The sequence below is a fragment of the Tateyamaria rhodophyticola genome, assembly GCF_047777875.1.
Lineage (GTDB): Bacteria > Pseudomonadota > Alphaproteobacteria > Rhodobacterales > Rhodobacteraceae > Tateyamaria.
The window spans coordinates 1,823,051-1,849,484 of record NZ_CP180519.1 but is presented as its reverse complement, the minus strand read 5'-3'; the positions used below and the strand labels follow the sequence as shown (position 1 = coordinate 1,849,484).

General features: G+C 61.9%; 21 protein-coding genes. 11 read left to right on the top strand and 10 right to left on the bottom strand.

Features of this window, described 5'->3' with window-relative positions; all coding sequences use genetic code 11:
• Positions 1–51: 51 nt before the first annotated feature.
• From ACERHN_RS10705 to bchF, 4 genes are all read right to left on the bottom strand, one after another.
• Positions 52–3,609: a magnesium chelatase subunit H gene (locus ACERHN_RS10705; RefSeq protein ID WP_415922626.1), complete on the bottom strand. Its 3,558-nt coding sequence runs from the start codon at positions 3,607–3,609 to the stop codon at positions 52–54.
• Positions 3,599–5,152, bottom strand: a complete 1,554-nt coding sequence (gene bchB, locus ACERHN_RS10700; protein ID WP_415922625.1) for a ferredoxin:protochlorophyllide reductase (ATP-dependent) subunit B — start codon at positions 5,150–5,152, stop codon at positions 3,599–3,601. Before bchB ends, ACERHN_RS10705 begins: the two co-directional genes overlap by 11 nt.
• Positions 5,153–5,246: 94 nt before the next feature.
• Complete coding sequence (locus tag ACERHN_RS10695; RefSeq protein ID WP_415922624.1) at positions 5,247–6,533, bottom strand: ferredoxin:protochlorophyllide reductase (ATP-dependent) subunit N; 1,287 nt, start codon at positions 6,531–6,533, stop codon at positions 5,247–5,249.
• Positions 6,530–7,030: a 2-vinyl bacteriochlorophyllide hydratase gene (gene bchF / locus ACERHN_RS10690; protein ID WP_415922623.1), complete on the bottom strand. Its 501-nt coding sequence runs from the start codon at positions 7,028–7,030 to the stop codon at positions 6,530–6,532. The genes ACERHN_RS10695 and bchF overlap by 4 nt, the downstream gene beginning before the upstream one ends.
• Before the next feature lie 304 nt (positions 7,031–7,334).
• On the opposite strand from bchF, the gene ACERHN_RS10685 reads away from it, so the two are divergent.
• The 8 genes from ACERHN_RS10685 (at position 7,335) to glpK (ending at position 16,635) form a co-directional block, all read left to right on the top strand.
• A complete protein-coding gene (locus tag ACERHN_RS10685) occupies positions 7,335–8,117 on the top strand; it encodes a B12-binding domain-containing protein (protein WP_415922622.1) in 783 nt (260 codons plus the stop codon).
• A complete protein-coding gene (gene ppsR, locus ACERHN_RS10680) occupies positions 8,114–9,529 on the top strand; it encodes a transcriptional regulator PpsR (RefSeq protein WP_415922621.1) in 1,416 nt (471 codons plus the stop codon). The genes ACERHN_RS10685 and ppsR overlap by 4 nt, the downstream gene beginning before the upstream one ends.
• Before the next feature lie 51 nt (positions 9,530–9,580).
• A complete protein-coding gene (chlG, locus tag ACERHN_RS10675; RefSeq protein ID WP_415922620.1) occupies positions 9,581–10,480 on the top strand; it encodes a chlorophyll synthase ChlG in 900 nt (299 codons plus the stop codon).
• A gap of 35 nt (positions 10,481–10,515) precedes the next feature.
• Complete coding sequence (locus ACERHN_RS10670; RefSeq protein WP_415922619.1) at positions 10,516–11,733, top strand: MFS transporter; 1,218 nt, start codon at positions 10,516–10,518, stop codon at positions 11,731–11,733.
• A gap of 4 nt (positions 11,734–11,737) precedes the next feature.
• Positions 11,738–12,916, top strand: a complete 1,179-nt coding sequence (locus ACERHN_RS10665; protein WP_415922618.1) for a geranylgeranyl diphosphate reductase — start codon at positions 11,738–11,740, stop codon at positions 12,914–12,916.
• Positions 12,913–13,455, top strand: a complete 543-nt coding sequence (idi, locus tag ACERHN_RS10660) for an isopentenyl-diphosphate Delta-isomerase (RefSeq protein WP_415922617.1) — start codon at positions 12,913–12,915, stop codon at positions 13,453–13,455. The genes ACERHN_RS10665 and idi overlap by 4 nt, the downstream gene beginning before the upstream one ends.
• Positions 13,456–13,630: 175 nt before the next feature.
• Entirely contained in the window at positions 13,631–15,166 is a 1,536-nt protein-coding gene (glpD, locus tag ACERHN_RS10655; protein WP_415922616.1) for a glycerol-3-phosphate dehydrogenase, read from the top strand.
• On the top strand, positions 15,163–16,635 hold the full coding sequence (glpK, locus tag ACERHN_RS10650) for a glycerol kinase GlpK (RefSeq protein WP_415922615.1): 1,473 nt from the start codon (positions 15,163–15,165) through the stop codon (positions 16,633–16,635). Before glpD ends, glpK begins: the two co-directional genes overlap by 4 nt.
• Here the strand turns inward: glpK and ACERHN_RS10645 are convergent.
• The 5 genes from ACERHN_RS10645 to ACERHN_RS10625 all read right to left on the bottom strand — a co-directional run bounded on the left by ACERHN_RS10645 (position 16,623) and on the right by ACERHN_RS10625 (position 21,734).
• Positions 16,623–17,327 (bottom strand): fumarylacetoacetate hydrolase family protein, encoded by a 705-nt coding sequence (locus tag ACERHN_RS10645; RefSeq protein WP_415922614.1) that lies wholly within the window; start codon positions 17,325–17,327, stop codon positions 16,623–16,625. The genes glpK and ACERHN_RS10645 overlap by 13 nt on opposite strands.
• 4 nt (positions 17,328–17,331) lie before the next feature.
• Entirely contained in the window at positions 17,332–18,672 is a 1,341-nt protein-coding gene (locus ACERHN_RS10640; protein ID WP_415922613.1) for a S41 family peptidase, read from the bottom strand.
• 6 nt (positions 18,673–18,678) lie between these two features.
• The gene (locus ACERHN_RS10635) at positions 18,679–19,815 is read right to left on the bottom strand and encodes a murein hydrolase activator EnvC family protein (RefSeq protein ID WP_415922612.1); all 1,137 of its coding nucleotides are present in this window, start codon (positions 19,813–19,815) and stop codon (positions 18,679–18,681) included.
• A complete protein-coding gene (gene gpmI / locus ACERHN_RS10630) occupies positions 19,812–21,323 on the bottom strand; it encodes a 2,3-bisphosphoglycerate-independent phosphoglycerate mutase (protein ID WP_415922611.1) in 1,512 nt (503 codons plus the stop codon). Before gpmI ends, ACERHN_RS10635 begins: the two co-directional genes overlap by 4 nt.
• 177 nt (positions 21,324–21,500) lie before the next feature.
• Complete coding sequence (locus ACERHN_RS10625; RefSeq protein ID WP_415922610.1) at positions 21,501–21,734, bottom strand: hypothetical protein; 234 nt, start codon at positions 21,732–21,734, stop codon at positions 21,501–21,503.
• 346 nt (positions 21,735–22,080) lie between these two features.
• Between ACERHN_RS10625 and ACERHN_RS10620 the strand changes: the two genes are divergently transcribed.
• Positions 22,081–22,518, top strand: a complete 438-nt coding sequence (locus ACERHN_RS10620; RefSeq protein ID WP_415922609.1) for a hypothetical protein — start codon at positions 22,081–22,083, stop codon at positions 22,516–22,518.
• Positions 22,519–22,523: 5 nt separating this feature from the next.
• On the opposite strand, the gene ACERHN_RS10615 is transcribed toward ACERHN_RS10620, so the two are convergent.
• On the bottom strand, positions 22,524–25,487 hold the full coding sequence (locus ACERHN_RS10615) for an error-prone DNA polymerase (protein ID WP_415922608.1): 2,964 nt from the start codon (positions 25,485–25,487) through the stop codon (positions 22,524–22,526).
• Between the two features lie 192 nt (positions 25,488–25,679).
• Between ACERHN_RS10615 and ACERHN_RS10610 the strand changes: the two genes are divergently transcribed.
• Positions 25,680–26,147: a DUF1203 domain-containing protein gene (locus ACERHN_RS10610; RefSeq protein WP_415922607.1), complete on the top strand. Its 468-nt coding sequence runs from the start codon at positions 25,680–25,682 to the stop codon at positions 26,145–26,147.
• Between the two features lie 65 nt (positions 26,148–26,212).
• Complete coding sequence (locus ACERHN_RS10605; RefSeq protein ID WP_415922606.1) at positions 26,213–26,392, top strand: zinc-finger domain-containing protein; 180 nt, start codon at positions 26,213–26,215, stop codon at positions 26,390–26,392.
• Positions 26,393–26,434 lie beyond the last annotated feature (42 nt).

Here is a 26,434-nt window from a genome sequence, read left to right as displayed (position 1 = left end):
TTCCAAAAAAATCCTCCCCGAAGGGTCGGGTGACCTTTGCGCTCAAACGGATCATTCGGCTGCGATCCCTTCGAGCTTGTCTTCCAGCGCATCCGCCGCATCCTGCAGCGCGGCCAGTGTCTCCGCGTCCGGCTGCCAGTAATTCCGGTCCGACGCCTCCAGCAGCCGGTTTGCCATCCGGCTCGACGCCGTTGGGTTCAGATCGGCAATGCGCTGCCGCATCTCTTCATCCAGCACGAAGGTCTCCGAAATGCGCTGGTACACCCATTCATCCACCTGACCGGTCGTGGCCGACCAGCCCAGCGTGTTGGTCACCGTCGCCTCGATCTGGCGCACGCCCTCAGCACCGTGCTTGAGCAGGCCTTCAAAGAATTTCGGGTTCAGCGCCCGGCTGCGCGTCTCCAGCGCCACCTGATCCTTCAGCGTGCGCACCTTGGCCGTGCCGCGCGTCTGGTCGCCGATATACACGGCCGCTTCTTCACCCCGCGCCCGCTTTACCGCGCGCGCAATACCACCCAGCGTGTCGAAGTAATGATCCACCGTGGTGACACCCAATTCGACCGACTCAAGGTTCTGGTATGCGATCTCCACATCCGCCAGCGCCCGCTGCAACAGCGCCGGGTTCGCCGCCGATTTGCCATCCACACCATAGGCAAAACTCTTGCGCCCCTCATAGGCGTCCGCCAACTCGTCCTCATCGCCAAAGGCCGAACTGTCCACCAGCTGGTTTACGTTGGACCCATAGGCCCCTTCGGCATTGGAAAACACGCGCAAGCTGGCTGTGGCCAGATCACACCCCTGCGCTTCTGCATAGGCCAGCGCATGCGCTCGGATGAAGTTCTGCTCCAGTGGCTCATCGGCTTCGGCGCATTTCAACGCGGCCTCGGCCAGCATCCGTGTCTGCAACGGCAGCAGGTCGCGGAAAATCCCCGACAGCGTCATGATCACGTCGATACGCGGACGTCCCAACTCTTCCAGCGGAACCAAATCCGCCCCCGCCAACCGGCCAAAGCTGTCGAACCGCGGCGCACATCCCATCAGGGCCATCGCCTGCGCAATCGGCACCCCGTCCGACTTGATATTGTCCGACCCCCAAAGCACCAGCGCCACCGAACGCGGCAGACTGTCATGGGTCCGAAGCAGCAATTCCGCCTGCGCCGCCCCGTCCCGGCAGGCAAAGGCCGTGGGCATCCGGAACGGATCAAACGCATGGATATTCCGCCCGGTTGGCAGGATATCGGGCGAGCGCAGAAGATCACCGCCGTGCACCGGCGGGATATAGCGCGCATCAAGCGCCGCCATCAGCGACGACAACTCCGTCTCCTGGCACAACAACGCATCGATCCGCGCGCGCGCGTCGTCATCCGCATGCGTCATCAGATCAAGGTATTCGCCCCGCGCCGCATCGCTCAGCGGTGTTCCCACGATATGCAGGCCTTCGGGGATCAGCGCATCTTCGGTCTCCAGCAGTTTCAGCCACAGGTCTGCAGCCGCCACACCGCCCATATCGACCGCTTCGGCCTGCTCCGCAATCAGCGTCTCAAGATCGGCGCGCGCCGGATCATCACCCGCCATCTCGCGCCAGCGGCAAAGCGAATCCTTCAGCTCCGACAGCCCCTTGTAGAGCCCTGATTGCGCCAACGGCGGCGTCAGATGGGTGATCGTCACCGCCCCCGACCGCCGCTTGGCCAGCGACGCCTCGGACGGGTTATTCGCCGCGTAAAGATAGATGTTGGGCATCTCGCCAATCAGCCGGTCCGGCCAATCCTGCGCACCCAATCCCGCCTGCTTGCCCGGCATGAATTCAAGCGCGCCATGCATGCCGAAATGCACCACTGCATCCGCACCGAACGTGTTCCGCAGCCACATGTAGAATGTGACAAATGCATGGGTCGGCGCAAAACCCTTCTCGAACAGCAACCGCATCGGGTCGCCCTCGTAACCGAATGCCGGTTGGACCCCGACAAACACATTGCCCAGCTCGGCCCCAAGGACAAACACGCCACGCCCGTCGGACTGAATGCGCCCGGGTGCCGGACCCCATACCGCCTCAATCGCGTGCAGGGGTGGCGTTGTGCGCACGATGGTGTCGGCATCCACATGGGCCGCGACGTTGGCCTCTTGGCCGTATTGCCGCGCGTTTCCTTCCAGCACCCGCGAACGCAGCGCATCGACACTCTCTGGCACATCCACATCATATCCACGTGCGCGCATCGTGTTCAGCGTGTTCATCAGGCTCTCAAAGACGCTCAGATAGGCGGCAGTGCCGACCGCACCGGCATTCGGCGGAAAGCCGAACAGAACAATCGCCACCTTTTTGTCCGCGTTCGCCTTGCGGCGCAGGCGCATCTGGCGCGTGGCCTTCTCTACGAGGCTGTCGATCCGCTCATGACAGGGCACCATCGCCTTCGGCTCGCCCGCCTTACAGGCATGCGCACATCCCGCGCACCCTTCCGGTCCCAGCCGCCCGCCAAACACCGTGGGACAGGTCGCCCCATCCAGCTCCGGCAACGCCACAAGCATCGTCGTTTCAATTGGCCCAAGGCCGCCTGCGCTCTGCGCCCATTGTCCCAGCGTCTGAAACTCGAGCGCGTGCGCCGCAAGATAGGGCACATCAAGATCCGAAAGAATGTCAATCGCGGCTGCATTGTCGTTGTAAGCAGGCCCCCCAACCAGGCTGAACCCGGTCAGCGACACCATCGCGTCGATCTGGTCCTTGAAATAGGTTTCAATGGCCGGGCGCGCATCAAGCCCGCCTGCAAAGGCCGGCAAGACCCGAATGCCTTGCGCCTCGAACCGGCGAATAACGGCGTCATAATGCGCCGTGTCGCCCGCCAGCACGTAAGACCGCAGCATCACGATGCCGACCGTCATCTCTGCACCCGCAGGCCCGGCAATATCTGCTGCGTCCGTGGTGATCCGACCGGGCAGATCGGGATGATAGAGACCCGTGTCCGGGTAATCGATCGGCAACGCCGCCTCGGGCCTTTCGGCCCAATCAGCACTGTCGGCATAGCGGCCCAGCAGGAACTGCACCATGGCGCGCACATTGTCCTCGGACCCACCAAGCCAGTATTGCATGACCATGAACCACGCGCGCAGGTCCTGCGCCTTGCCCGGAATGAACTTCAGGATCTTGGGCAAACGGCGCAACATCGCCATCTTCTTCGCACCGCTTTCGGTGGACGGCTTCGACGATCCGCGCAGGCGTTTCATCAACTTGCCCATGGCCGACGGCGGTGCCGTCATGTCAAGACTGCCCATCCGGGTCAGCCGCACAACCTCGGCATCTGCCACGATGCCGACCATCGCGTCACACTGATCCCGCCGCGCCTGCAACGCAGGCAGAATGCGCGCCACGTGCTCCTCGAGGAACAGAAGGTTCGCGATGATGATATCACCCTGCGCAACCGCGGCTTCCGCGGCCTCAAACGCACCCGGGGTTTCACCCCATTCCGCTGCAGCAAATATCTGGATATCCAGACCGGGATAGCCGCCCGCAAGCGCCTCCTGCGCCTTGCGCGCGGGGCCAGCCGCATGGCTGTCCAGCGTGATGATCACCACGCGGTAACCGGGGCGGCGCCCCTCTATGCCCGTCTCATCGCGCATAATGGGCCTTCGCCTCGTAAAGCGTGTCGACAGAAATCTCGGCCACACCCCGTTCCGTCGCAAAGGTCTCCGTGTTCCGCCGCGCTTTGCCACGCACAAAGAATGGTATTTTCTTCAGCTCCTTTTCAGCATCTGCCAACCAGATCACTGATCCTTCATTCATCTCGCCGGATAAACTCCGGGGGGAAGCCGAAGGCTGGGGGGCTGGCCCCCCTTCAACGCTCGCCGCAGGCGCATGGCCGCCATGGTGCGATGGACCCGCAGCATCATGGAATTCGAAATCTTCGCGGAACATGTGCAAAAGGTGCTCTTCAAGCCCCATCACCAGCGGATGCACCCAGGTGTCAAAAAGAACGTTCGCCCCCTCGATCCCCATCTGGGGCGAATAGCGGGCCGGGAAATCCTGTACGTGGACAGGCGAAGAAATCACGGCGCAGGGAATGCCAAGCCGCTTGCCGATGTGCCGCTCCATCTGCGTGCCAAGGATCATCTCGGGCTGCAACGCCTCGATCACCCGCTCCACTTCGAGGTAATCATCCGTGATCGTCGCTTCGAGGCCCATTTCGCGGGCCTTGGCGCGCACCGGCCGCGCCATTTCACGGTTGTAGCACCCAAGGCCCACGACCTCGAAGCCCATCTCTTCGGACGCAACGCGGGCTGCGGCCAGAACATGCGTGCCGTCCCCGAACAGGAACACGCGTTTGCCGGTCAGATATGTGCTGTCGACAGACTTCGAATACCAGGGAAGGCGCAGCCGCGCGGTGTCGAGATAAGGCTCCTTGCCGGTGATCTCGGCAATTTCTGCCACGAAATCCCGTGTTGCGCCCACGCCGATCGGAACAACCTTTGTATAGGGTTGATCCAGTTCCCGCTCCATCCAGCGGGCGGCGCTTTCCGCCGTCTCGGGGTACATCAGAACGTTGAAATGGGCGGCCCCCATACGGGCAATATCCTCGGGTGACGACGTCATGGGGGCCACCACATTGACGCTGATGCCCATGTCGGACAGGAGCGCTGTCACCTCCTGAATATCGTCGCGGTGACGAAAGCCCAACGCGGTGGGACCGATCAGGTTGGCTGTGATCTGTTTGGTGCGCGCCATTGGACTGGCCAGCGTTTTGACGATCTGAAAGAACGTCTCATCCGCGCCAAAATTCTCCTTGCGCTGATAGCTCGGCAGTTCCAGCGGGATCGTGGGCACGGGCAGGCCCATGGTTTCGGCCATGCCGCCGGGGTCGTCCTGGATCAGTTCGGCCGTACAGGAGGCGCCGACAATGATGGCCTGCGGCTTGAACCGGTCATAGGCGTCTTGCGCCGCCGTCTTGAACAGATTGGCGGTATCGGCACCAAGGTCGCGGGCCTGAAAGGTTGTGTATGTCACGGGGGGACGGTGGTCGCGCCGTTCGATCATCGTGAACAGCAGGTCGGCATAAGTATCGCCCTGCGGCGCATGCAGCACGTAGTGCATCCCGGTCATCCCGGTGGCCACACGCATCGCGCCAACATGGGGCGGGCCTTCATATGTCCAGACGGTGAGCTTCATTGCTGTTCGCTGGGGCTCTGCCGCCGTCCATTGGGCTCGGACCAATGGCGCCCACAGGACGGCCCCCGGAGTTTATCTGGCGAGATGAACGGGATCATTGTGTTGCCTCCAGCTTGAGGAGGTCGGCGCGGCGAATGGGACGCGAAAAGAGGCCTGCAAGGTCGCCTGCCTGTTCGTAGAAATGGACAGGGGTGAAGACGAGCTCGATGGCCCATTTGGTGGCAAGCCCTTCCGCTTCCAGCGGGTTGGCGAGGCCAAGACCGCAGACCGTGAGGTCCGGGCGCGCGGCACGGGCGCGGTCCAGCTGGATGTCGACGTCCTGCCCTTCGGAGAGCGTTGGACCGGCGGCCAGCAGATCAAGGTCCGGGCCAACAATGCCCTTGTGAATGAAAGGCGCACCAACCTCGATCGCGTCCATCCCGCATTCGCGAGTGAGAAATCGGGCAAGCGGAATTTCCAGCTGGCTGTCCGGAAAGAAGAAAATGCTTTTGCCGTTCAGCGTCTCTGCCGCTTGCGCAATGGCCTTGCGGGCGCGGGCGCGGGGAGCTTCGGTGACTTTCTCGAAAAGCGCGGGTGCGACGTTGAATTCGGTTGCAATGGCCGCAAGCCATTGGGTTGTCCCCTCTTCACCAAAGGGGAACGGTGCGGGGAGGTGGCGCGCACCGCGGCGCGTCAGCGCGTCATGCGTGTCGCCCAGGAACGGCTGGGTCAGCGCATAGACCGTGCCGGGTCCAACACCGAGATCATGGCCGGCCCGCGGCGCGGGCAGCACCTTGATCGGGCCGATACCCATCGCCTCGAGCAGACCGATGGCCTGTTCCTCGACCACGTCCGGCAAGGCGCCAACGAGCAGCAATTGACGCGTTTCCGTTTTGGGCAGAACCGGCACCATCGAGGCGAGACAGGCATCTTCGCCCTGGGTAAAGGTCGTTTCGATTCCGGAGCCGGAAAAGTTCAACACACGCACGGACGGTGCATGGCGTTGGGTCATACGCTCGGCAGCCTTGGCAAGATCCAGCTTGATCACTTCTGACGGGCAGGATCCGACGAGGAACAACTGCTTGATATCCGGTCTGCGGGCCAGCAGTTCGTCCACCACCTTGTCCAGTTCCGCCTGCGCATCGGCCAGACCTGCGAGGTCGGTTTCCTCGAGGATTGCGGTGCCAAAGCGGGGTTCGGCAAAGATCATCACCCCGGCGGCGGATTGCAGCAGATGGGCACATGTCCGCGACCCGATCACGAGGAAAAAGGCATCCTGCATCTTGCGGTGCAACCAGATGATACCGGTCAGACCACAGAACACTTCGCGTTGTCCGCGCTGTTTGAGAATCGGTGTATCGCGGCAACCGCCACGCGTGGGCAGACGTGGAAGCTCGGTCATGCGGTCACCTCTGGCATGGCGGCAGCCTGCAATCGGGCCGCCCTGAGTTTGAGCACAAATTGCGCCGCATTGACGACGTACGCCGCATAGGCGGCAAGCGCGAGCCACATCAGTGCAACCGGTCCGAGCGCCGCGGAAAACAGCGCCCAGAGATACGCGGTGTGCAACCCGATCACGCCAAAGGAAAACACGTCCTCCCAGAAGAAGGCGGGTGCCAGAAGATATTGACCAAAAACGACTTTTTCCCAAATCGCCCCGGTGATCATGATCACGTAAAGAACCGCTGTCTTGGCGACGATCGACCATGTTGCGAGTGCATATCCTTCGCCCGTCATGAGGTAGCGAACGACCAGTGCGAGAGAGACCAGAAAGACGAGGAATTGCACAGGCGCAAGAACACCCTGAATGGGCGTCCAGATGGTCGCATCGCGCCGCGCGCGCTCCTCTGTGGTGTAGAGGCCATGCGGCACGCCGCCGGGCTTTCCCGTGTGGGACATCAGTTGCGCCTTTCCGTGGCTAGCTGTGTTGAAAATACGGGTGGATACGGAAAAGTGTCAATTATAAGTTACAGTTTTTCCGAAAGCGATGTGTCGCGCCATCATGCTGCTTGTCTGAGCATGTGATCATTTTTTCCATGTATTGCTGGCGATATCGATCAAATGTCGCCGTGAATACCGCTTTGGAGAGGTATTATTGTCAATCTTCATTGACATACCGGAGTGCCTTGCACAGACTTACAGCATAGCCACGACTCTGATGCGCCAGAGTCGTCTGTTGTGTGTCTACCGTTTGAGGTGAGCCATGGCACAAGACGACCCTTTTGGCACGACCCGCGCCCTGACAGGCCGGAATACCCATCTCGAGCCTCTGGCCTCCGAGGTGATTTCGGTGCTGTGTGAACGCCAAACCACTGCGCCATCGGGCGCACGTCAGGTGGTCGTGGACTATCTCCTGCGCGCTGTGGCAACACGGTCCAGCTTTGATCCGACCTTGGTGATGGAAGAGCTGCGCGGCTACCGGTTGACCATTGATGCGATCATCGATCTCTATATCCCCGAGGTTGCGACGCGTATGGGCGAGATGTGGAAAACCTCCGACATGGACTTTGCGTCCGTCACGGTGGGGGCTCTGCGACTGCAATCGTTGCTCAGCGAGGCGTCTTCGAACCTCGCGCGTGTGAACCTCAGCGGCGTGAATGCCCCCTTTGCCCTCGTGGTCGTCGCAGAAGGCGAACAGCATTTCCTGGGGGCGTCAGTGGTGGCGGCACAGCTGCGGCGTTTGGGATGCGATGTGAGCCTGTCGATTGCCGAAGCGCCCAAGCAGATTACAAATCGCGTTCTCTACGACCAGCCTGACATGATATTGATGTCATGCGCGCAGGTGTCTGGCCTTGAAACAGTTGTCCGAAACGTTAAAAAGATACGCAGCGTCGTTGATCCGTCCCCGGTTATTGCCCTCGGAGGTGCTATGCGGGGCGACCTTGACGGCATTCGAAAGAAGACAGGCGTAGATCTGGTGACTAAATCGGCGAAGGACGTGGTGGGCTTCTACATGAAGCGGCACAAGGCGCTGAGCCGAGGATGACAACAGGCGGCGGCTCATTCTGGACCAGCGGCGCTGTCCCTTTGATCGAGCCTGAATTCCTCAGCAGCATTATCGGTGCGGCGTCCGACATCGCCCTTGTTGTGTCCGCCGAAGGCACCATTCTGTCGGTTGTGATCAATTCGCACGATGACAGCTTTGGCAATCTTGCCCACTGGGAAGGGCGTCCGGTTGTTGATTTCCTGACGGACGACAGCATCGACAAGTTTCAAAATGCACATAACGCCTATCTCGGTGGCGGGATGCCGCGGAAGTCGATCGAGCTGAACCATTCCGACAATGCCGTTTGGCAGTATCCCGTCCGCTACACCTTTCACCGGTTCGGACAGGACGATGCCGTTTTGTTGCTGGGCCGCGACCTTCGGCCCATCGCCGAGACGCAGCAACAGCTGGTGCAAGCGCAGATTGCGCTGGAGCAGGGCCACGAGGCCAAGCGGGAATTTGATGCCCGATACCGTGTGGTCATGGGCAGCATCGAGGACGCAGTTGTATTCGTGTCCGTTCAAACGGGCCGCGTCGAAGATGCCAATCCAAAGGCCGCAAGCCTGCTGGGCCTCAAACCCGAAGCCCTTTCCGGCGCGACGTTTGCAACGCTTTTTTCGGACCGCTCGGGCAGCGAGCTGACGGAAAGCCTGATGAATTCCACGCTGTCGGATGATGCGTCCCCGGTGACCGTCCGGGCCACACGGACGCGTCAACGGTTGCAAATCCATCCGGTTGTATTCCGCGCCGCAGGCCAACGGGTTCTGATGTGCCGCCTGACCGGTGACGCGGACCCCGCACCATCGCCGGACACCGCGGCAAGCCATGCCGCAGCGCTTTTCCGCCAGACGCCAGACGCCGTTGTGTTCGCAGACACACGCGGCACCGTTCTGTCCGTCAACGAGGCGTTCCAGGATCTGGTCGGTGCGGCCCATCTGAGCGACGTCGTCGGTGCATCGCTTGCAGATTTTCTGACCCGTGGGCAGGTCGATCTTGGCGTGCTGCTGGAAAACGTGACCCGCTCGGGGCAGGTACGTCTTTATGCAACCCGCGTGGTCAATGATCTGGGCGCGCGTGTCCCGGTCGAAGTGTCGGCGACGCGGCTCGCTGCGGGTGAGGCCTCTGCCATTGGTTTGGTACTCCGTGACGTGAGCCGTCTCGAAGGGGTGCGCAAACCCGAAGGGGGCAACACCTTGCCGGATCCTGGGCGGAACGTCATGGACCTGGTTGGCTCCACCTCGCTCAAGGATATTGTCGCCGAAACCACCGATGTGGTGGAAAAGATGTGCATTGAAACGGCCGTGAACCTGACGCGGAACAATCGCGTTGCCGCAGCCGAGATGTTGGGGCTGTCGCGTCAGTCGCTCTATGTCAAACTGCGCAAATACGGGCTGCTGTCCAAAGACGGCTGACAGTTCCGCTAGACACTTGCGCCGACTCAAGTTGTCAACCATAGTTGACACATGGATGTCAGCTCTCCCCTGACCACGCGCCGTTTTCCCGAACCGGCTGCTGCCCTGCGTTTGATCAAACCGATCACGTGGTTCCCACCGATGTGGGCCTATGTCTGTGGTGTCATTTCGTCAGGTGTCGCACCTGCGGGCCAATGGTGGCTGGTCCTGCTGGGGGTGCTTTTGGCCGGGCCCATCGTTTGTGGCATGAGCCAGGCGGCAAATGACTGGTGCGACCGGCATGTCGACGCCATCAACGAACCCGACCGTCCCATTCCGTCGGGTCGTATACCGGGTCGCTGGGGCCTGTGGATTGCGCTGGCCATGTCTGTCCTGTCCCTCTTTGTCGGCTGGCAACTGGGACCCTGGGGCTTTGCCGCCACGGTTGTCGGCGTGCTCGCCGCATGGGCCTATTCTGCCGAACCGGTGCGATTAAAGCGCTCCGGCTGGTGGGGTCCGGGCCTTGTCGGGCTGAGCTATGAGACGCTGCCCTGGGTCACCGGTGCGGCCGTTCTGTCCGCCGGTGCCCCGCGCGGTGAGATCCTGATTGCCGCACTCCTGTACGGGCTGGGCGCACATGGGATCATGACGCTGAACGATTTCAAGGCGCTGGAAGGCGACCGGCAGATGGGCGTGAATTCCCTGCCCGTCACGCTCGGTCCACGCAAGGCGGCGCAGGTGGCGTGCGCGGTCATGGCGGTGCCACAGGTGATCATCATCGCGCTGCTGGCGCTGTGGGACCGCCCGCAACACGCGGCGGGTGTGGCGCTGGTCCTGATCCTGCAATTCCTTGCGATGCGCATCATGTTCCGTGATCCCAAGGCAAAGGCGCCATGGTACAATGGCACAGGGGTGCTGCTGTATGTCTCCGGCATGATGATCACGGCCTTTGCGTTGCGGGGGCTGGGCTGATGGCGGGTTGGGGGCTGTTGATCAGGCTATGTCTCGTGAACGCCGCAATCGGCGGGCTGGCCGCCTTGCCTGTGAACCTGTTCAACCGGCTGATGACCGTGGAACTGGCCCTGCCCGCGCTGCTGCCCGGACTGCTGGTGGCACTGCATTACGGCGTGCAACTGACGCGCCCGGTCTGGGGCCATCGGTCTGACACACGGGGCGGACGCACGCCGTTTATACTTGGCGGAATGGCTCTGGTGGGTCTTGGCGTTCTTGGCGCTGCGTGGGGCATTCAGGTGGCCGCGGCCTCTGTGCCATGGGCGCTGACGATCTGGATCGCGGCCTATGTCGCCATTGGCCTCGGGATCGGGGCGGCGGGCACATCATTCCTTGCGCTTCTGGCGTCCGTGACCGGCCCCCGGAAAGGGGCCGCCGCCACGCTCGCATGGCTCATGTTGATAGCGGGCGCGATCTTCGCCTCGGTCGGGACAGGGATCGCACTTGAACCCTACAGCGCCGCGCGCCTTGTCACGGTTGTGGCCGCTGTCGTTGCGATCGCTTTGGCACTGTGCGTTTTGGCAACCTGGGGCGTCGAAGGCAGCGACGCGGTCACACCGCCGACACAGAACGCGCCATTGATGCAGGCATTGCGCAGCACATGGGCCGACCCGGTTGCGCGCCGCTTTACCGGGTTTGTCTTCCTTTCAATCCTTGCCTTCTACCTGTCCGAACTGATCTTTGAGCCCTTTGCCGGCCATATCCACGGCCTCAGCCCGGAAGACAGCACCAAGCTGTCCGGGGGCAAGGATGGTGCCGCGCTGATGGGTATGATCGGCGCAGGGCTGTTGTCACACCTGCGGCTCGGGTCGTTGCGGTTCTGGGCCGTTGCGGGCTGTCTCTTGTCGGCGCTTGGCCTGTTGGGCCTCGGTCTGCAGATGCCGCTGGTGCCGTCCACAATTGTCCTTGGCCTTGGCAACGGCCTCTTTGTGGTGGGCGCGGTCGGGTCGATGATGCAGCTGGCTGCGGCGCATGCACAGGCAACGGGCACCCGCATGGGCGTGTTTGGTGCCGCACAGGCCATTGCGGCCGGGCTCGCGGGGCTGATCGCGACGGGAACGCTGGATCTGGCGCGTCTTGTCCTGGCGGATGCCACTGCCTACGCCACCGTATTCACATTGGAGGCCGCGCTGTTTCTCGCGGCTGCCCTTGTCGCCGCCCGCGTGATGCAGGGCGAAGACTATTCAGACGCAACCTTGGTTCCGGGGGAGTAAGCACATGTATGATGTTGTTGTTGTCGGAGGCGGCCCAAGCGGCGCCACAGCCGCCGAAGATCTGGTTCGGTCCGGGCACAAGGTTGCCCTTCTGGACCGCGAAGGGCGGATCAAACCCTGTGGCGGTGCCATCCCGCCCCGCCTGATGCAGGATTTTCATATCGGCGAAGAACAGCTGCTGACCAAGGTCACGACGGCCCGGATGATCTCGCCCACCGGGCGGATGGTCGATATCCCCATCGAAAACGGTTATGTCGGAATGGTGGATCGCAAGGATTTTGATCCGTTCCTGCGCGCGCGGGCGACAGAAGCCGGAGCGGCGTATTTCACCGGCACGTTTGTGCGCATCGACCGGCCCGAAGGCACGCCGGTTGTCGTCTATCGTGACAAAGCCACGCAACAAGAGATGGAACTGCCCTGCAAGCTGGTGATCGGTGCAGACGGCGCAAAATCCCGCGTTGGTCAGGCCGAGGTAAAGGACGCCGACAAGGTGCCGCTTGTCTTTGCCTATCACGAGATCATCAAAGCGCCCGCCGCGACGGACACATATGATCCGATGCGCTGCGACGTGATCTATGACGGGGCGATTTCGCCAGATTTCTATGGCTGGGTGTTCCCACATGGCGGCACGACCAGCGTTGGCATGGGCTCCGAACAGTCGTCGGTAAACCTCAAGGAAGCGACGGCGGCACTGCGCGTCGCTTCCGGGCTGGATCAATGCGAGACGCTGCGCAAGGAAGGCGCGCCCATTCCGTTGAAGCCAATGGATTGCTGGGACAATGGCAAGGACGTGGTGCTGGCCGGCGATGCGGCGGGCGTGGTGGCGCCATCCTCGGGCGAAGGCATCTACTATGCCATGGTCGGCGGACGCGTGGCAGCAACGGCGTGCGCCGCAACACTGGCATCGGGTCGGGCCAAGGACCTGAAACTGGCCCGCAAGCTGTTCATGCGCGAGCACAAGACCGTGTTCCGGGTGCTGGCGTCCATGCAGAATGCGTATTACCGCAGCGACGACCGGCGTGAGCGGTTTGTGTCACTTTGTCACGACATTGATGTGCAGCGCCTGACGTTCGAGGCGTATATGAACAAGAAGCTGGTCAAGGCGCGGCCCATGGCGCACGTCAAGATCGGCATCAAAAACCTTGCCCACCTCACCGGTCTCGTAAAGGCGAACCACGTATGACGATCATGATCCCCGCCTGGGTCGACGGCACGCTGACCCCGGTTGAAAAACTCGAAGCGCATCAGCGCGGGCTCAAGCACAAGGCGGTGTCCGTGTTCGTCATTCGCGGCACCGAAGTGCTGCTGCAGCAGCGCGCGATGGGCAAATACCATACGCCGGGTCTTTGGGCGAACACGTGCTGCACGCATCCCGACTGGGACGAAACGCCATCGGTCTGTGCCGTGCGTCGCCTGAACGAAGAACTTGGGATCACGGGCCTCGCGCTCGAACACCGGCATCACCTCGAATATCGCGCGGACGTGGGGGACGGGTTGATTGAACACGAAGTGGTCGATGTGTACCTGGGCCACGTGCGTGGCGACCTGAGCGTGACGCCGAACCCGGACGAGGTCATGGCCTATGAATGGGTCGACTACCATGACCTCATGGCGATGGTCGCGCGCAAGCCCGAACGGTTCACGCCGTGGCTGCGCATCTATCTGTCGGACCATGCGGACGTGATCTTTGGTGCGGACCTCGCTGTGGCGGCCCGCGCATAGGGACGGGATCGCATAAATCGAGATGCGTGTCCCCGTGACGCGGCGCAGAATTGCAAAGCACGATGCTGGCACTGTGCCTGATCCCAAGGACATGTCGCCGCAGCGTTAACGCTAACTTGAAGCACTGGTTGGTTCGGCATACACCGTCTTGCGTATCCCAGCGGAGGGCGCGCACGTGTCGGACGACCAAGTATTTGACCTGTTCATCATCGGTGGTGGCATCAACGGCACGGGCATTGCGCGTGATGCTGCAGGGCGCGGCCTCAAGGTCGGGCTGGCCGAGGCAGGTGATCTGGGCGGTGCGACGTCTTCGGCGTCGACCAAGCTGTTTCACGGTGGGCTGCGTTATCTGGAATTCTTTGAATTCGGGCTTGTGAAATCGGCTCTGAAAGAGCGCGAAGTCCTGCTCAAGGCGATGCCGCATATCAGCTGGCCGATGCGCTTTGTTCTGCCTTACGCGCCAGACATGCGGTTCGACAGTGACACGCCCACGTCGCGCCTTTTGCGTTGGACCATGCCGTGGATTGAAAAAGGGCGGCGGCCCGCTTGGCTCGTTCGGCTGGGTCTGTTTCTCTATGACAACCTTGGTGGGCGCGAGATCCTGCCGGGAACAAAGACACTCGACCTGACGACCGCACCGGAAGGCAAAAGCCTCAAGGACCGGTTCAAGATGGCCTATGAATACAGCGATGCGTGGGTCGAGGATTCGCGTCTGGTCATGCTGAACGCCCGCGACGCGGAACTGCGCGGTGCAAGGATCCTGACCCGGTGCCGGGTGTCGGAAGCCGCGCGCGATGGCGACACGTGGCGTATCGAAACGGAACACGGCACATTTCGCGCCAAGGCGCTGGTGAATGCAGGCGGGCCGTGGGTCGCGGATATCCTGACGGGCGTGATGCGGCAAAATTCGCAACATGCAATCCGGCTGGTGCGTGGCTCGCATATCGTGACCAAGCGGCTTTATGATCACGACAAGTGCTACTTTTTCCAAGGTACGGATGGCCGCATCATCTTTGCCATCCCGTACGAGCGTGATTTCACCCTGATCGGGACAACGGACGCGGAACACAGCGCGCCGGATGTGAAACCCGCCATTTCGGAACAAGAGCGCGACTATCTCTGCGCCTTTGCATCCGAGTATTTCGAAAAACCGGTCACGCCCGAGGATGTGGTGTGGACCTATTCCGGGGTGCGGCCGCTTTACGATGACGGGGCGTCGTCGGCCACGGCCGCCACGCGCGACTACGTTCTGGCACTGGATGAGAACGGCCCGCCGGTGCTGAGCGTGTTCGGCGGCAAGATCACGACCTACCGCAAGCTGGCGGAACAGGCGCTGGCCAAGATGGGCCTGGGTGAACCATGGACCGCCGGTGTGCCCCTGCCCGGCGGTGATTTTGCGGTGGCCGATGTTGACACGCTGACCCGGAAAATGGGCACGGATTACCCCTTCCTCACAGACGCATGGGCCGGTCGTCTCATCCGTGCCTATGGCACCGAAGCGTGGGATGTGCTGGGCGCGGCCAAGACCGCAGAAGACCTTGGCCCTGACTTTGGCGCGACGTTGACGGCGGCGGAACTGCGCTGGATGATGACCCGCGAATACGCCGTCACCGGCGCCGACGCACTCTGGCGACGGACCAAGTTGGGGCTGCGCCTGACCGAAGACGAACGCGCAGCCGTCGACACATGGATGAAGGAACAGTCCGCATGACCCACATTCTGGCCATTGATCAGGGCACCACGTCCTCCCGCGCCATCATCTTTGATGCAGCGATGAAACCCATCGCCTCGGCACAGGAAGAGTTCACCCAGCATTTCCCAAACAGCGGCTGGGTCGAACATGAGGTCGAGGACCTTTGGACAACCGTTGTATCCACGGTCAAGGCGGCATTGGACAAGGCCGGGCTGGGCGCGTCTGACATCGCCGCCATCGGCATCACCAACCAACGCGAGACGACCGTGGTGTGGGATGCTGAAACCGGCGCACCGTTGCACCGCGCCATCGTCTGGCAGGATCGGCGCACGGCACAGATGTGCGAAGGCCTGCGCACCGAAGGGCATGGGGATCAGGTGACGGACATCACCGGCCTGCTGCTCGACCCGTATTTCTCTGCGACCAAGGTCAAATGGATCCTGGATGAATACGAAGGGTCGCGCGACGCCGCACGCGCCGGCAAGCTGTTGTTCGGAACGGTCGACAGCTATCTGATCTGGCGCATGACCGGCGGCACATCACACGTGACCGATGCCACCAATGCGGCGCGCACGATGCTCTATGACATTCATCAGGGGCAATGGAGCCCGGAGATGTGCGGGATGCTCGACATTCCGATGGAGATGCTGCCGGAAGTGCGCGACTGCGCCGCCGACTTTGGGGTCACGGATCTGCTGGGGGGTGAGACGCCGATTTACGGGGTTGCTGGCGACCAGCAGGCCGCGACCATCGGACAGGCCTGTTTCGAAGCAGGCATGCTGAAATCCACCTATGGCACCGGATGCTTTGCGCTGCTGAACACGGGCGATGCGCCGGTGCGGTCGCAGAACCGCTTGCTGACCACCATCGCCTATCAGCTGGATGGCAAGCCGACCTATGCGCTCGAAGGGTCAATCTTTATCGCGGGCGCGGTGGTCCAGTGGCTGCGCGACGGGCTGGGCATCATAGGCTCTGCATCCGAGACAGAGGCGCTGGCGCCCACCGGCAAGGGCGGCGTGACGCTTGTGCCCGCGTTCACTGGCCTAGGGGCGCCTTACTGGAACCCGGATTGCCGGGGAGCCGTCTATGGCCTGACCCGTGACACGGGACCTGCGGACATGGCCCGTGCGGCGCTGGAAAGCATCGGGTTCCAAACGCGCGACCTGTGGGAAGCGATGCGCGCCGATTGGCCGGATGGCGGCGATGCGGTGCTGCGCGTCGATGGTGGCCTGAGCGCGAATGACTGGGCGATGCAGTTCCTGTCGGACATGTTGGGCGCACCGGTGGACCGACCTGCGGGGGTCGAGACGACGGCACTCGGTGCGGCATGGCTGGCCGGGATGCGCGCCGGGGTCTATCCGGATGTGCGGGGATTTGCCGACACATGGGCGCGCGATGTGCAGTTCACGCCGAACATGTCCGACGCCGACCGCGCCGACGGGTATGCACGCTGGCAAAGGGCCGTGGCTGCAACTCAGGCTGTGTGAGCGCGCGGACCAATCGTCACTTCGATCGTGCCGATGCCGTCGACACCCCCTGTGATCACATCACCGGGCACCACGGCTCCCACGCCCGCAGGCGTTCCGGTCATCACCAGATCACCGGGCGCAAGCCGCATCGCGCGAGACAATTCCGCGATGTGGTCCGCAACGGACCAGATCATATCGCCAATATCCGCGTCCTGCTTCACGTCGCCATTCACGGCGAGCCAGATGCGCCCGGATGTCAGGCTCACACTCTGTGACAAGGGAACAATCGGTCCCATCGGCGCAGAATGGTCAAACGCCTTGCCCCAGTCCCATGGGCGGCCCATCTTTTTCGCCTCGCCCTGAAGGTCACGGCGCGTCAGGTCGATGCCGACACCGGCGCCCCAGATATGATGCATGACGTGATCAGCCGGTATGTCCGCACCGCCCTTGGCAATCGCCACGACCAATTCGATCTCGTAATGCAGGTCATCCGTCAGAGGCGGATAGGGCACCACACACGGCGCATCGACGACCGCATCCGCAGGCTTGGTAAAAAAGAAGGGCGGTTCGCGGTCCGGGTCCTTGCCCATTTCGCGGGCATGAGCGGCATAGTTGCGGCCCACGCAAAATATCCGGCGGATCGGAAAGCGATCCTCTGATCCGGCCACCGCCACAGAGGCCTGCGGCGGCGGTGCAATCACATAATCCAACGGTTTACTCGACGGGGCCGAGGGCGTTCAGGCCCTTGAGAATGTCGATGGCGTAGGCCAGCTGATAGTCTTCCTCGCGCAGCGCGGCGGCCTCTTCGGCCTTGGCCCGGTCTGCTTCGATCTGACGGATCTGGTCCTCGCTGAGCGAGTCGTTGTCGAGGCTGCCACGCAGGTCCGATTCGGACCGCTGGCCCACGGCGCTGCGCGGTTCATCCTCTTCCTCGGAGGCCGGGGCACGGCGGGGTTGTTCCACCACGATGTCCGGGCTGACGCCAAGCGCCTGAATGGATCGACCCGACGGCGTGTAATAACGCGCCGTCGTCAGGCGCATGGCGGACGCGCCGCGCAGCGGCATGACCGTCTGCACCGACCCTTTGCCAAAGCTCTTTGTGCCGACAACGATTGCGCGACGGTGATCCTGCAACGCGCCCGCGACGATTTCCGATGCAGAGGCGGAGCCGCCGTTGATCAGCACCACGATGGGCTTGCCTTGCGCCAAATCGCCCGGTGTCGCGTTGAAACGGTCCCCATCGGCTGGGTCACGGCCGCGGGTCGACACGATCTCGCCCTCTTCGAGAAACGCGTCCGACACCCGGATCGCCTGCGTCAGCAGGCCGCCGGGATTGTTGCGCAGATCGAGGACAAAGCCGTCGACATTTTCCATGCCGCCCAGCGCCTCAACCTCTTCCTCGAGCTTGGAAACGAGGTTTGGTGTTGTCTTGTCGTTAAAGGTCGTGACCCGCAGCACAACGGTCTCGCCCTGGGTGCGGGTGCGCACCGCCTGCAATTCGATGGTGTCCCGTACGATGGACACGTCGAACGGCTCTGTCTCACCCTCGCGCACAACGGTGATGACGATTTCAGAACCAACAGGACCGCGCATCCGGTCCACAGCCTCATCCAGGGTCAGGCCCAACACGCTGTCGCCGTCCACGTGGGTGACGAAATCGCCGGCCTCGATGCCCGCCTCGGCGGCGGGTGTGCCGTCGATGGGCGACACGACCTTGATGAAGCCTTCTTCCTGCGTCACCTCAATGCCGAGACCGCCGAACTCACCGCGCGTCTGCACTTGCATCTGGGCCGCATCATCAGGCGAGAGATAGCTGGAATGCGGGTCGAGCGATGTCAGCATGCCGTCAATCGCTGCTTCGATCAGCTCGCCTGCCTCGACCTCTTCGACATATTGATTGCGAATCCGCTCAAAGATGTCCCCGAACAGGTCGAGCTGTTCATAGACACTGGCGCTGGAGTTCGCCTCTTGCGCCAGCAAAGGGCCCGCGATCTGTGTGGTAGCGATTGCGCCCGCAACCGTGCCGCCCAACGCGGCCATGACAAAACGTTTCATTCTTGCCTATCCATCCTTGTCGATGCTGAACCACCCTTCCGGGTCCTCAGTCGTGTTATCTTGTCTTACCTCTATATAGAGCGTTTCCGAACGGGTTGCGCCAGCCCCTTCACCATCTGTTGTAGAGCTGGCACCCGTCTGATCCCCCGGCAGTCCCCCCATCAGGCCCAAGGGCGCGCCTTCGGCAATGATATCCCCGGCCTGTCCATACGTGACGCCAAGCCCGGCAAGGACAAATAGCGTTCCGGGGCGCGGCTCCAACATCACAACAGTCCCGAAATCGAGAAGTGGCCCGACATAGCGCAGCGTGGCTTCGGTCGGCGATGTCACAAGGGCACCGGGTCGCGTGGCGAGCAGCAGGCCGGGGCGTGCGATCCCTGCGGCATCGGCTTCGCCCGAGGCGCGCAGCAAAACGCCGCGCACCGGCAGCGGCAGAGCGCCGATGCGATCCTCAAGCTGTGGTGGGGTCCAAGCGGCCTCATCCACCACGATGTCGGCGAGCCCGCTGGAAAACGCGTCCAGCGTTTCCGCAGACGCAAGCAATAGCGCGGTCCGGATGGGATCCGCGGTAAACCGTGTGGGCAGATCCGTGCGCTCTGCCATGGCCTGGTTCAGCGCGGTGCGCGCGCTTTGCACCTCGGTCAGACCAGTGCGCAGGCGCGCGGCGGCATCTTCTTGCAGCAATCGCAGCGTTTCAACGTCCTCAAGGTCACGGCGCAAGGTTGCGGCCCGCTGGTTCAAGGCGGGGGTCAGTTCAGCGAGCAGCATACCCGCCCGTGCCGTCCCTTCGGGCCCGTCGGGGTGCAGGAAGGCAACCGGCGCATCGTCCGGGGACATGGTTTGCAGCACGGCGAGCAGGCGCGCGATTTCCGCATCCCGTGCACGCAGTTGGCGGCGCAGCTGATCTTCCCGGATTGCGGCCTGTCGCAGGCCGCCCCGCATCGCGGCCAACCCGTCTTCATACGCCTGAATGGTTTGTGTGAGGGCCCGAACCCGGTCCCGCGCCCCCTCGGCTGCCTCCAACTGTTCCGATGCAAGTGACAGCGCCTGGCCCGCCGCCTCGGCCAACGCGCCCGGCCCGTCCTGAGCCGTTCCGACCGACGCCCATGTCATGAACGCCAAGGCAAGCCACATGCGCCTCATGAGATCAGGCTGGTCCCTGTCATTTCAGCAGGTTGGTCCAGCCCCATCAGTTGCAAAAGCGTGGGTGCCAGATCGGCCAGCCGACCGTCCCGCAGCGCGCCAGACCCGCCGATCATCGCCACGGGCACAAGGTTCGTTGTGTGCGCCGTGTGCGGATTGCCCGTATCGGGATCAATCATCGTTTCGCAATTGCCGTGATCCGCCGTCAGGATCATCGCACCGCCTGCCGCCTCCAGCGCGGGCAAGACGCGCGCCAACCCCTGATCCACAGCCTCACAGGCGGCAATCGCCGCTTGCAGATCGCCGGTGTGTCCAACCATGTCCGGGTTCGCGTAATTGACGACGATCAGGTCATACCCCGCCTCAATCGCGGCGACAAAGCGGTCCGTGACTTCGCCCGAAGACATCTCCGGTTGCAGGTCATAGGTGGCAACATCGGGAGATTTCGGCATCGCACGGTCCTCGCCACTTGCGGGCGACTCCTCTCCCCCGTTCAAAAAGAACGTCACGTGCGGGTATTTTTCGGTCTCGGCCAGCCGGAACTGTCGCAGCCCCTTGGCAGCCACCCACGCGCCCAGCGTGTTCACGATCTCGGCCTTGGGATAGGCGGTGGTCATGTATGCCTTGTGATCCTCGGAATAGTCGGCCATGCCCATCAGCCCCGACCACGCAGGCCGTCCAGCCACATCAAACGCATCAAAGTCGGGCGCACCGAAGGCTGCCATGATCTCACGCGCGCGGTCGGCGCGGAAGTTCAGGCAAAACAGGCCATCACCGTCCCTGGCCCCCTTGTATCCATCAATCACCGTGGCCGGGATGAATTCGTCCGTCTGGTCATTGGCATAGGCCCGCGCAATCGCGGCGGCGGGATCGTTCGCGACCGGCGCATCGGCGCGTACGATCGCACCAAAGGCGGTCTGAACCCGGTCCCAGCGATTGTCCCGATCCATCGCAAAATAGCGCCCGGTGACGGTGACGATCCGCGCCCCTTGCGGCAGCGCATCCTGCACGTCTTGCAGATATCCTTCGGCGGATTTCGGCGCGACATCACGCCCATCGGTGATGGCATGGATCAACACGTCCACACCGGCATCCGCACATGCCTTGGCCGCCGCTATCAGGTGGTTGATATGTCCATGCACACCACCGTCCGACAACACCCCCATCAGGTGTGCCCGCCCGCCTGCATCCTTGATCCCCGAAATCCAATCCTGAAGGGCGGCGTTGTGGAAAAAGCTGCCGTCCTCAATGGCCAGATCAATCTGACCCAGGTCCATCGCAACCACCCGACCCGCACCGATATTGGTGTGCCCGACCTCGGAATTGCCCATCTGACCCGAAGGCAGGCCCACATCCGGTCCATGGGTGATGAGCGTCGCATTGGGACAGGTGTCCATGATCCGGTCAAAAGTCGGCGTATTGGCCAGCCTGGGCGCGTTGCCGTGATCATCATCGCGCAGCCCCCAGCCATCAAGGATACACAGAACAACGGGTTTTGGGTTGGACATACGGATTTTTCCCCTCGGTGGGCATTACAGGGTGTCTAACGTCCAGCGACAGAGTTGGGAAGAACGCGTGAGACCGGCGGGCGTGTCATTGTGAACAGTAGAACACAAAAAACGACATCCTGAGGTCTCACGCACGAATACAAGACAACGATCAAGACGATACACGTTAATCTAGGGTCAGACGAACGGTGGGGACTCGTCTTCGTCGTCTTCATCTTTTGGCGGCCAGATCGTTTCAACAATGACGCTTACAGCCAGCGCACCAAGGATAATGGCCGCAGACTGCACAAAGGAGTTTTCGTTCACCGGCACGTGCCGAGCGAGTGCGGGAAACAAATTTTGGAACGCTTGCAGCAACAATGCGGCAGCGCCACCCAGGGCAAGGGCGCTAAGAGAGCGGTTTCGTTTCATGGTCAAACCCCTTTCGCGGGTTTGCGCCGATGCACGTGTCAATTGCTTCGCAACGTGATACTGTAAAGGCGCTTGATTTCAGTCAGGCGGCCCGGTTTGAAAGTTTGCCGCTCGATCTCCGGGCCCTCCAACACTATCAAAAACTGTCAAATAATGGTAGTATTTATTATTTTTAGCACTTTTTCATGTTGTTGATGTGAACTTTAACCCATCATTAGTTGCTATTTTGATGCACATAACATCATATTGATATTTTTTAACTGGCACCACTTGAGAGGCTCGGCTATATTCAGACCAACAAGCGCAACAAAACGCGCAATTCGAGGCAAGAGACAGAGGTGATTCGATGTCTGCGGACGAGAAGGCGGGCGAGGCCCGTTTTGAGGTTTTTGCGCGGCGCAAAGCTGAAGCGATGCTAAGTAACGCTGAACTTTGTCGCAGGACTGGCTTGACCGTTAACACGGTAAAAAACTACCTGGCGGGAAAGTCTGTTCGAGAGACAACGGTGCAGCACTTGCATGAGGCTTTGGAGGCGTATGTCTCTGAGCAGAATGCAATCAAGGTCGAGCCAGATGAAACATCGACTATTCCAAGGGTCGGGGAAAGTGTGGACGACCCTGTATGGTTTGAAACGCAAGCACTACAGGCATTGACGCGTGCGGTTGAACAGCTCGATAAAGCGGCGAAATTGCGCATCGATCAAAGTATGAGCTCGGATAGAACGTTTCTTAAGCACCTTTCATTGAAGCTTCGATCTTTGAACGCCTTCTTGGACCCTGTCTGACAGGGTCAATCCGGATTACCGCGGGTAAAGCTGATCCGGGACAGGTCCGGCGCCTTGCCTGTCACCGGCTCCAGCGGAGCGCCGGGTGTCAGCACATGCCTGAGCAATGCCACCGGGTGCGCCTTGAGCGTAAGGCGGGTGGAAACGTAATCCTCGACCACCTCTTCGCCGAGGCTCATCCGGGGCAGCAGGGCCGCGGGTTCGTCCACCACCTCGCCGTCGATATCCGTGGCAAAGAGAGGCAGGACAGGACCCGGCGCAATTGCCTTGGCCTCCCACAGCGCGTCGCGCCGCCCCAGGCCAAGCCCCGCGAACACATCCGCCTCGGCCAGCCGCACGATCACCTGATGACCAAGACCCGCCCGCCGCCAGACGTCGCGCACCGATTGATACCCGTTGCCGCGTGCGGCGGTCACCCACGTGGCGTCCTCCTCGCTCAGCCCCTTGATCTGGCGGAACCCGAGCCGCAGGGCCAGCCCGCCCTTGCCATCGGGTTCCATGACGTTGTCCCAGAAGCTCGCATTGACGCAGATCGGGCGCACCGTGACCCCATGTTCGCGCGCATCCCGCACGATTTGCGCAGGCGCATAGAACCCCATCGGTTGGGAGTTGAGCAACGCACAGGCAAAAATGCCCGGATGGTGACACTTGAGCCAGCTTGAGGCGTAGACCAGCAGTGCAAAGCTCGCCGCGTGGCTTTCGGGGAAACCATAGCTGCCGAAGCCCTCGATCTGGCTGAAACACCGTTCGGCAAAGTCGCTGTCATAGCCGTTCTTGCGCATGCCGTGCAGGAACAGGGCGCGGAATTCGCTGACGCTGCCGTGCTTCTTGAACGTGGCAAGTGACCGGCGCAGGCGGTCCGCCTGATCCGGGGTGAAGCCGGCGCCGACGATGGCGATCTGCATCGCCTGTTCCTGAAACAGCGGCACACCCAACGTCTTGCCCAGGACCTGACCCAGCTCGTCCGAGGGAAAGCTGACCTCTTCTTCGCCGTTGCGACGGCGGATGTAAGGATGGACCATGTCGCCCTGAATGGGACCCGGCCGGATGATCGCGACCTCGATCACGAGGTCGTAGAAATTGCGGGGCCGCATCCGGGGGAGGAAGTTCATCTGTGCCCGGCTTTCCACCTGAAACACACCAATGCTGTCGGCCTCGCAGAGCATGTCATACACGCGCGGGTCCTCGGGGGGCAGGGTGGCCAACGTATAGTCGCGCTGGTGGTGCATGCGCAGCAGATCGAACGCCTTGCGGATACAGGTCAGCATCCCGAGGCTGAGCACATCGACCTTGAGGATACCCAGCGTTTCGATGTCGTCCTTGTCCCAGCAGATGACCGTGCGGTCCTCCATCGTGGCATTCTCGATCGGGACCAGTTCATCCAGCCGCCCTTCGGTCACGATGAAGCCGCCCACATGCTGGCTGAGGTGCCGGGGAAAACCGTTGATCTCGTAGACCAGCTGGATCGTCTGAGCGAGACGGCGGTCGCGGTGGTCGAGGCCGATTTCGGCCATGCGCTCGGCTTCGATCCCCTTGGTCGAGAAAAAGCCCCAAAGCTGCGAACTGAGCGCGCTGATCGTATCCTCGCTGAGGCCCATGGCACGGCCCACCTCGCGGATGGCACGTTTGCCGCGGTAGTGGACCACCGTGGCGCAGAGGCCCGCACGGTGGCGGCCATAGCGTTCATAGATGTGCTGGATCACCTCTTCGCGGCGTTCATGTTCGAAATCGACATCGATATCAGGCGGCTCGTCCCGCGCCTCGGAGACGAACCGTTCGAAGACCATCGTGCCCATTTCCGGAGAAACGGAGGTGATGCCGAGGCAGTAGCACACCACGGAATTGGCGGCGGATCCCCGCCCCTGACACAGGATATTGCGCGACCGTGCAAAGGCGACGATGTCGCGCACGGTGAGGAAATAGGGTTCATAGTTGAGCTTGGCGATCAGCTGGAGTTCGTGGCGCAGCAGGCGTTGCGCCTTTTCGGGTGCTCCTGCGGGATAGCGCCACTTCATCCCCTCGTAGGCCAGCCGTTCAAGCCGCTGGCCGGGGGTTTCATTCTCGGTGATCTCGGAGGGGTATTCATAGCGCAGCTCGTCCAGCGAGAAGGTCAGCGTTTCGGCCAGCGCGCCGGTGCGGTGCACCGCGTCCTCGTGCCCTTCGAAGATGCGCAACATGTCCGTCTCACCGCGCAGGCGGCCTTCGCCATTGGCAAGGGCTGCGCGGCCCAGATCATCGACCCGGCACTTGAGGCGCACCGCAGTGACCACATCCGCCAGCTTGCGACGGGCGCCGTGATGCATGCGCGGGGCCGCGGAGGCGAGCGTTTGCAGACCCAGCTGCTGCGCCTGTTCGGTGAGGTCGTCGAAATAGGCCGTGTCCCGCCCGTCATAGCGCGGCACCATCAACACATGCATGTTTCCGGCAAAGCGGCGCGACAACCGTTCCGCCTGTGTCACCCAATCAACCGCGCCGCCCGTCACCGAATGCGCCTGTGGCCACAGGAGCAGGTGAAGCCCGTCCGGGAAGTCTTCGAGATCACGCAAGGTCAGATCGCATTGCCCTTTGTCTGCAATCAGACGTCCGCGCGAGATGATGCGGCACAGGCTGCGCCACCCTGCGCGGTTCTTCGGGATTGCCGTGACAGGAGCCGCATCGTGGAAAAGCAAGCGGGCGGCGGGGATGAGCCGCGGGAGGATATCAACCGGTGCGCGGGGCGGGATGGGAACGTGCGGTGGTGCAGGTGGGCCGATGAGCCCGTGGATCGTGTCAAACTCCCGCCGCTCCCTTACATTACGCGCGATCTCGCGCGCCGCGGTGTGCGCCCGCACGATCCCTGCAACCGAGTTGTCATCCGCGATGGCCAGCGTCTGCATGCCCACGAGGGTGGCACGATCCACGTATTCTTCCGGGTGAGAAGCCCCGGTGAGAAACGTGAAATTCGATGTGATCGACAGTTCGGCAAACATGGAAGACAGATTCGCAGCGGCAGAGGCGTGCATTATGTTCTATTTTTGTTCTCATTTGAAGTGTTGAGGGGCTCTGCCCCGCCCGTACCGGGCCCCCGGGATTTTTTGGAACAGAGACAGGTATTGTTGCGCATCATTCGGATCGCTCGTCGGTACGGTGCGCGGCTAGTCTTGGGTCAAAGGAGATTTTTCATGTATCGCTATCACGCTCTGTCCAGCACTCTCGTTGACGCCTATCGCAATGGGGCACCCGACGCCCACGGCAACCCACCTGAACGCGCGATTTCAAACGGATCAGGCAATCCATGCAGGCATTGTCTGTGCGACATCCCCGAAAGTGCGGCGATGCTGATCCTTGCCCACAAACCTTTTGATGGGGCGCATCCATATGCGGAAGTCGGGCCGATCTTCCTGTGCGCGGACCGATGCAACCAAGGTGGCGGGACAGATGAGCCGGAGATACTCACGACATCGCCTGACTATTTGCTGAAAGGCTACAGCACGGATGATCGCATCGTTTACGGCACAGGCGCGGTGGTGCCGACTGACAAGATACGCGCCCGGATCAAGGACATCTTTGCCGATCCTGGCGTCGCATATATTCACATTCGGTCGTCCCGCAACAACTGTTATCAGGCGCGCGTGGAGCGCAGTGACTAGGCTCTTGTTTGCATGCGGGGCTTGTCGCATAACGGCGGCGCACGCTCCCAGAGGATTGCCAGCCCATGACCATTGATGCGCCCGAAACCAAGATCGTCGACAGCCACCGCGTGGCCTGTGATGGAGGCGAGGGCGCGCTTGGACATCCAAGAGTGTGGTTGCAGATCCCGGAGGACACCGGATGGGTCGAATGCCCATATTGCGATTGCAAATACGTGCACAGCGATCATGCAAGTGTTGTCTGACAGGATGGCCGTGGGCGCGCCTCGTGCTCTGATCATCTATGA

Bases quoted from the DNA above. Each gene is read 5' to 3' on its own strand.
- ACERHN_RS10705 (WP_415922626.1), bottom strand. From the start codon at position 3,609: ATGCGCGATGAGACGGGCATAGAGGGGCGCCGCCCCGGTTACCGCGTG.
- bchB (WP_415922625.1), bottom strand. From the start codon at position 5,152: ATGAAGCTCACCGTCTGGACATATGAAGGCCCGCCCCATGTTGGCGCG.
- ACERHN_RS10695 (WP_415922624.1), bottom strand. From the start codon at position 6,533: ATGACCGAGCTTCCACGTCTGCCCACGCGTGGCGGTTGCCGCGATACA.
- bchF (WP_415922623.1), bottom strand. From the start codon at position 7,030: ATGTCCCACACGGGAAAGCCCGGCGGCGTGCCGCATGGCCTCTACACC.
- ACERHN_RS10685 (WP_415922622.1), top strand. From the start codon at position 7,335: ATGGCACAAGACGACCCTTTTGGCACGACCCGCGCCCTGACAGGCCGG.
- ppsR (WP_415922621.1), top strand. From the start codon at position 8,114: ATGACAACAGGCGGCGGCTCATTCTGGACCAGCGGCGCTGTCCCTTTG.
- chlG (WP_415922620.1), top strand. From the start codon at position 9,581: ATGGATGTCAGCTCTCCCCTGACCACGCGCCGTTTTCCCGAACCGGCT.
- ACERHN_RS10665 (WP_415922618.1), top strand. From the start codon at position 11,738: ATGTATGATGTTGTTGTTGTCGGAGGCGGCCCAAGCGGCGCCACAGCC.
- idi (WP_415922617.1), top strand. From the start codon at position 12,913: ATGACGATCATGATCCCCGCCTGGGTCGACGGCACGCTGACCCCGGTT.
- glpK (WP_415922615.1), top strand. From the start codon at position 15,163: ATGACCCACATTCTGGCCATTGATCAGGGCACCACGTCCTCCCGCGCC.
- ACERHN_RS10640 (WP_415922613.1), bottom strand. From the start codon at position 18,672: ATGAAACGTTTTGTCATGGCCGCGTTGGGCGGCACGGTTGCGGGCGCA.
- ACERHN_RS10635 (WP_415922612.1), bottom strand. From the start codon at position 19,815: ATGAGGCGCATGTGGCTTGCCTTGGCGTTCATGACATGGGCGTCGGTC.
- gpmI (WP_415922611.1), bottom strand. From the start codon at position 21,323: ATGTCCAACCCAAAACCCGTTGTTCTGTGTATCCTTGATGGCTGGGGG.
- ACERHN_RS10625 (WP_415922610.1), bottom strand. From the start codon at position 21,734: ATGAAACGAAACCGCTCTCTTAGCGCCCTTGCCCTGGGTGGCGCTGCC.
- ACERHN_RS10620 (WP_415922609.1), top strand. From the start codon at position 22,081: ATGTCTGCGGACGAGAAGGCGGGCGAGGCCCGTTTTGAGGTTTTTGCG.
- ACERHN_RS10615 (WP_415922608.1), bottom strand. From the start codon at position 25,487: ATGTTTGCCGAACTGTCGATCACATCGAATTTCACGTTTCTCACCGGG.
- ACERHN_RS10610 (WP_415922607.1), top strand. From the start codon at position 25,680: ATGTATCGCTATCACGCTCTGTCCAGCACTCTCGTTGACGCCTATCGC.
- ACERHN_RS10605 (WP_415922606.1), top strand. From the start codon at position 26,213: ATGACCATTGATGCGCCCGAAACCAAGATCGTCGACAGCCACCGCGTG.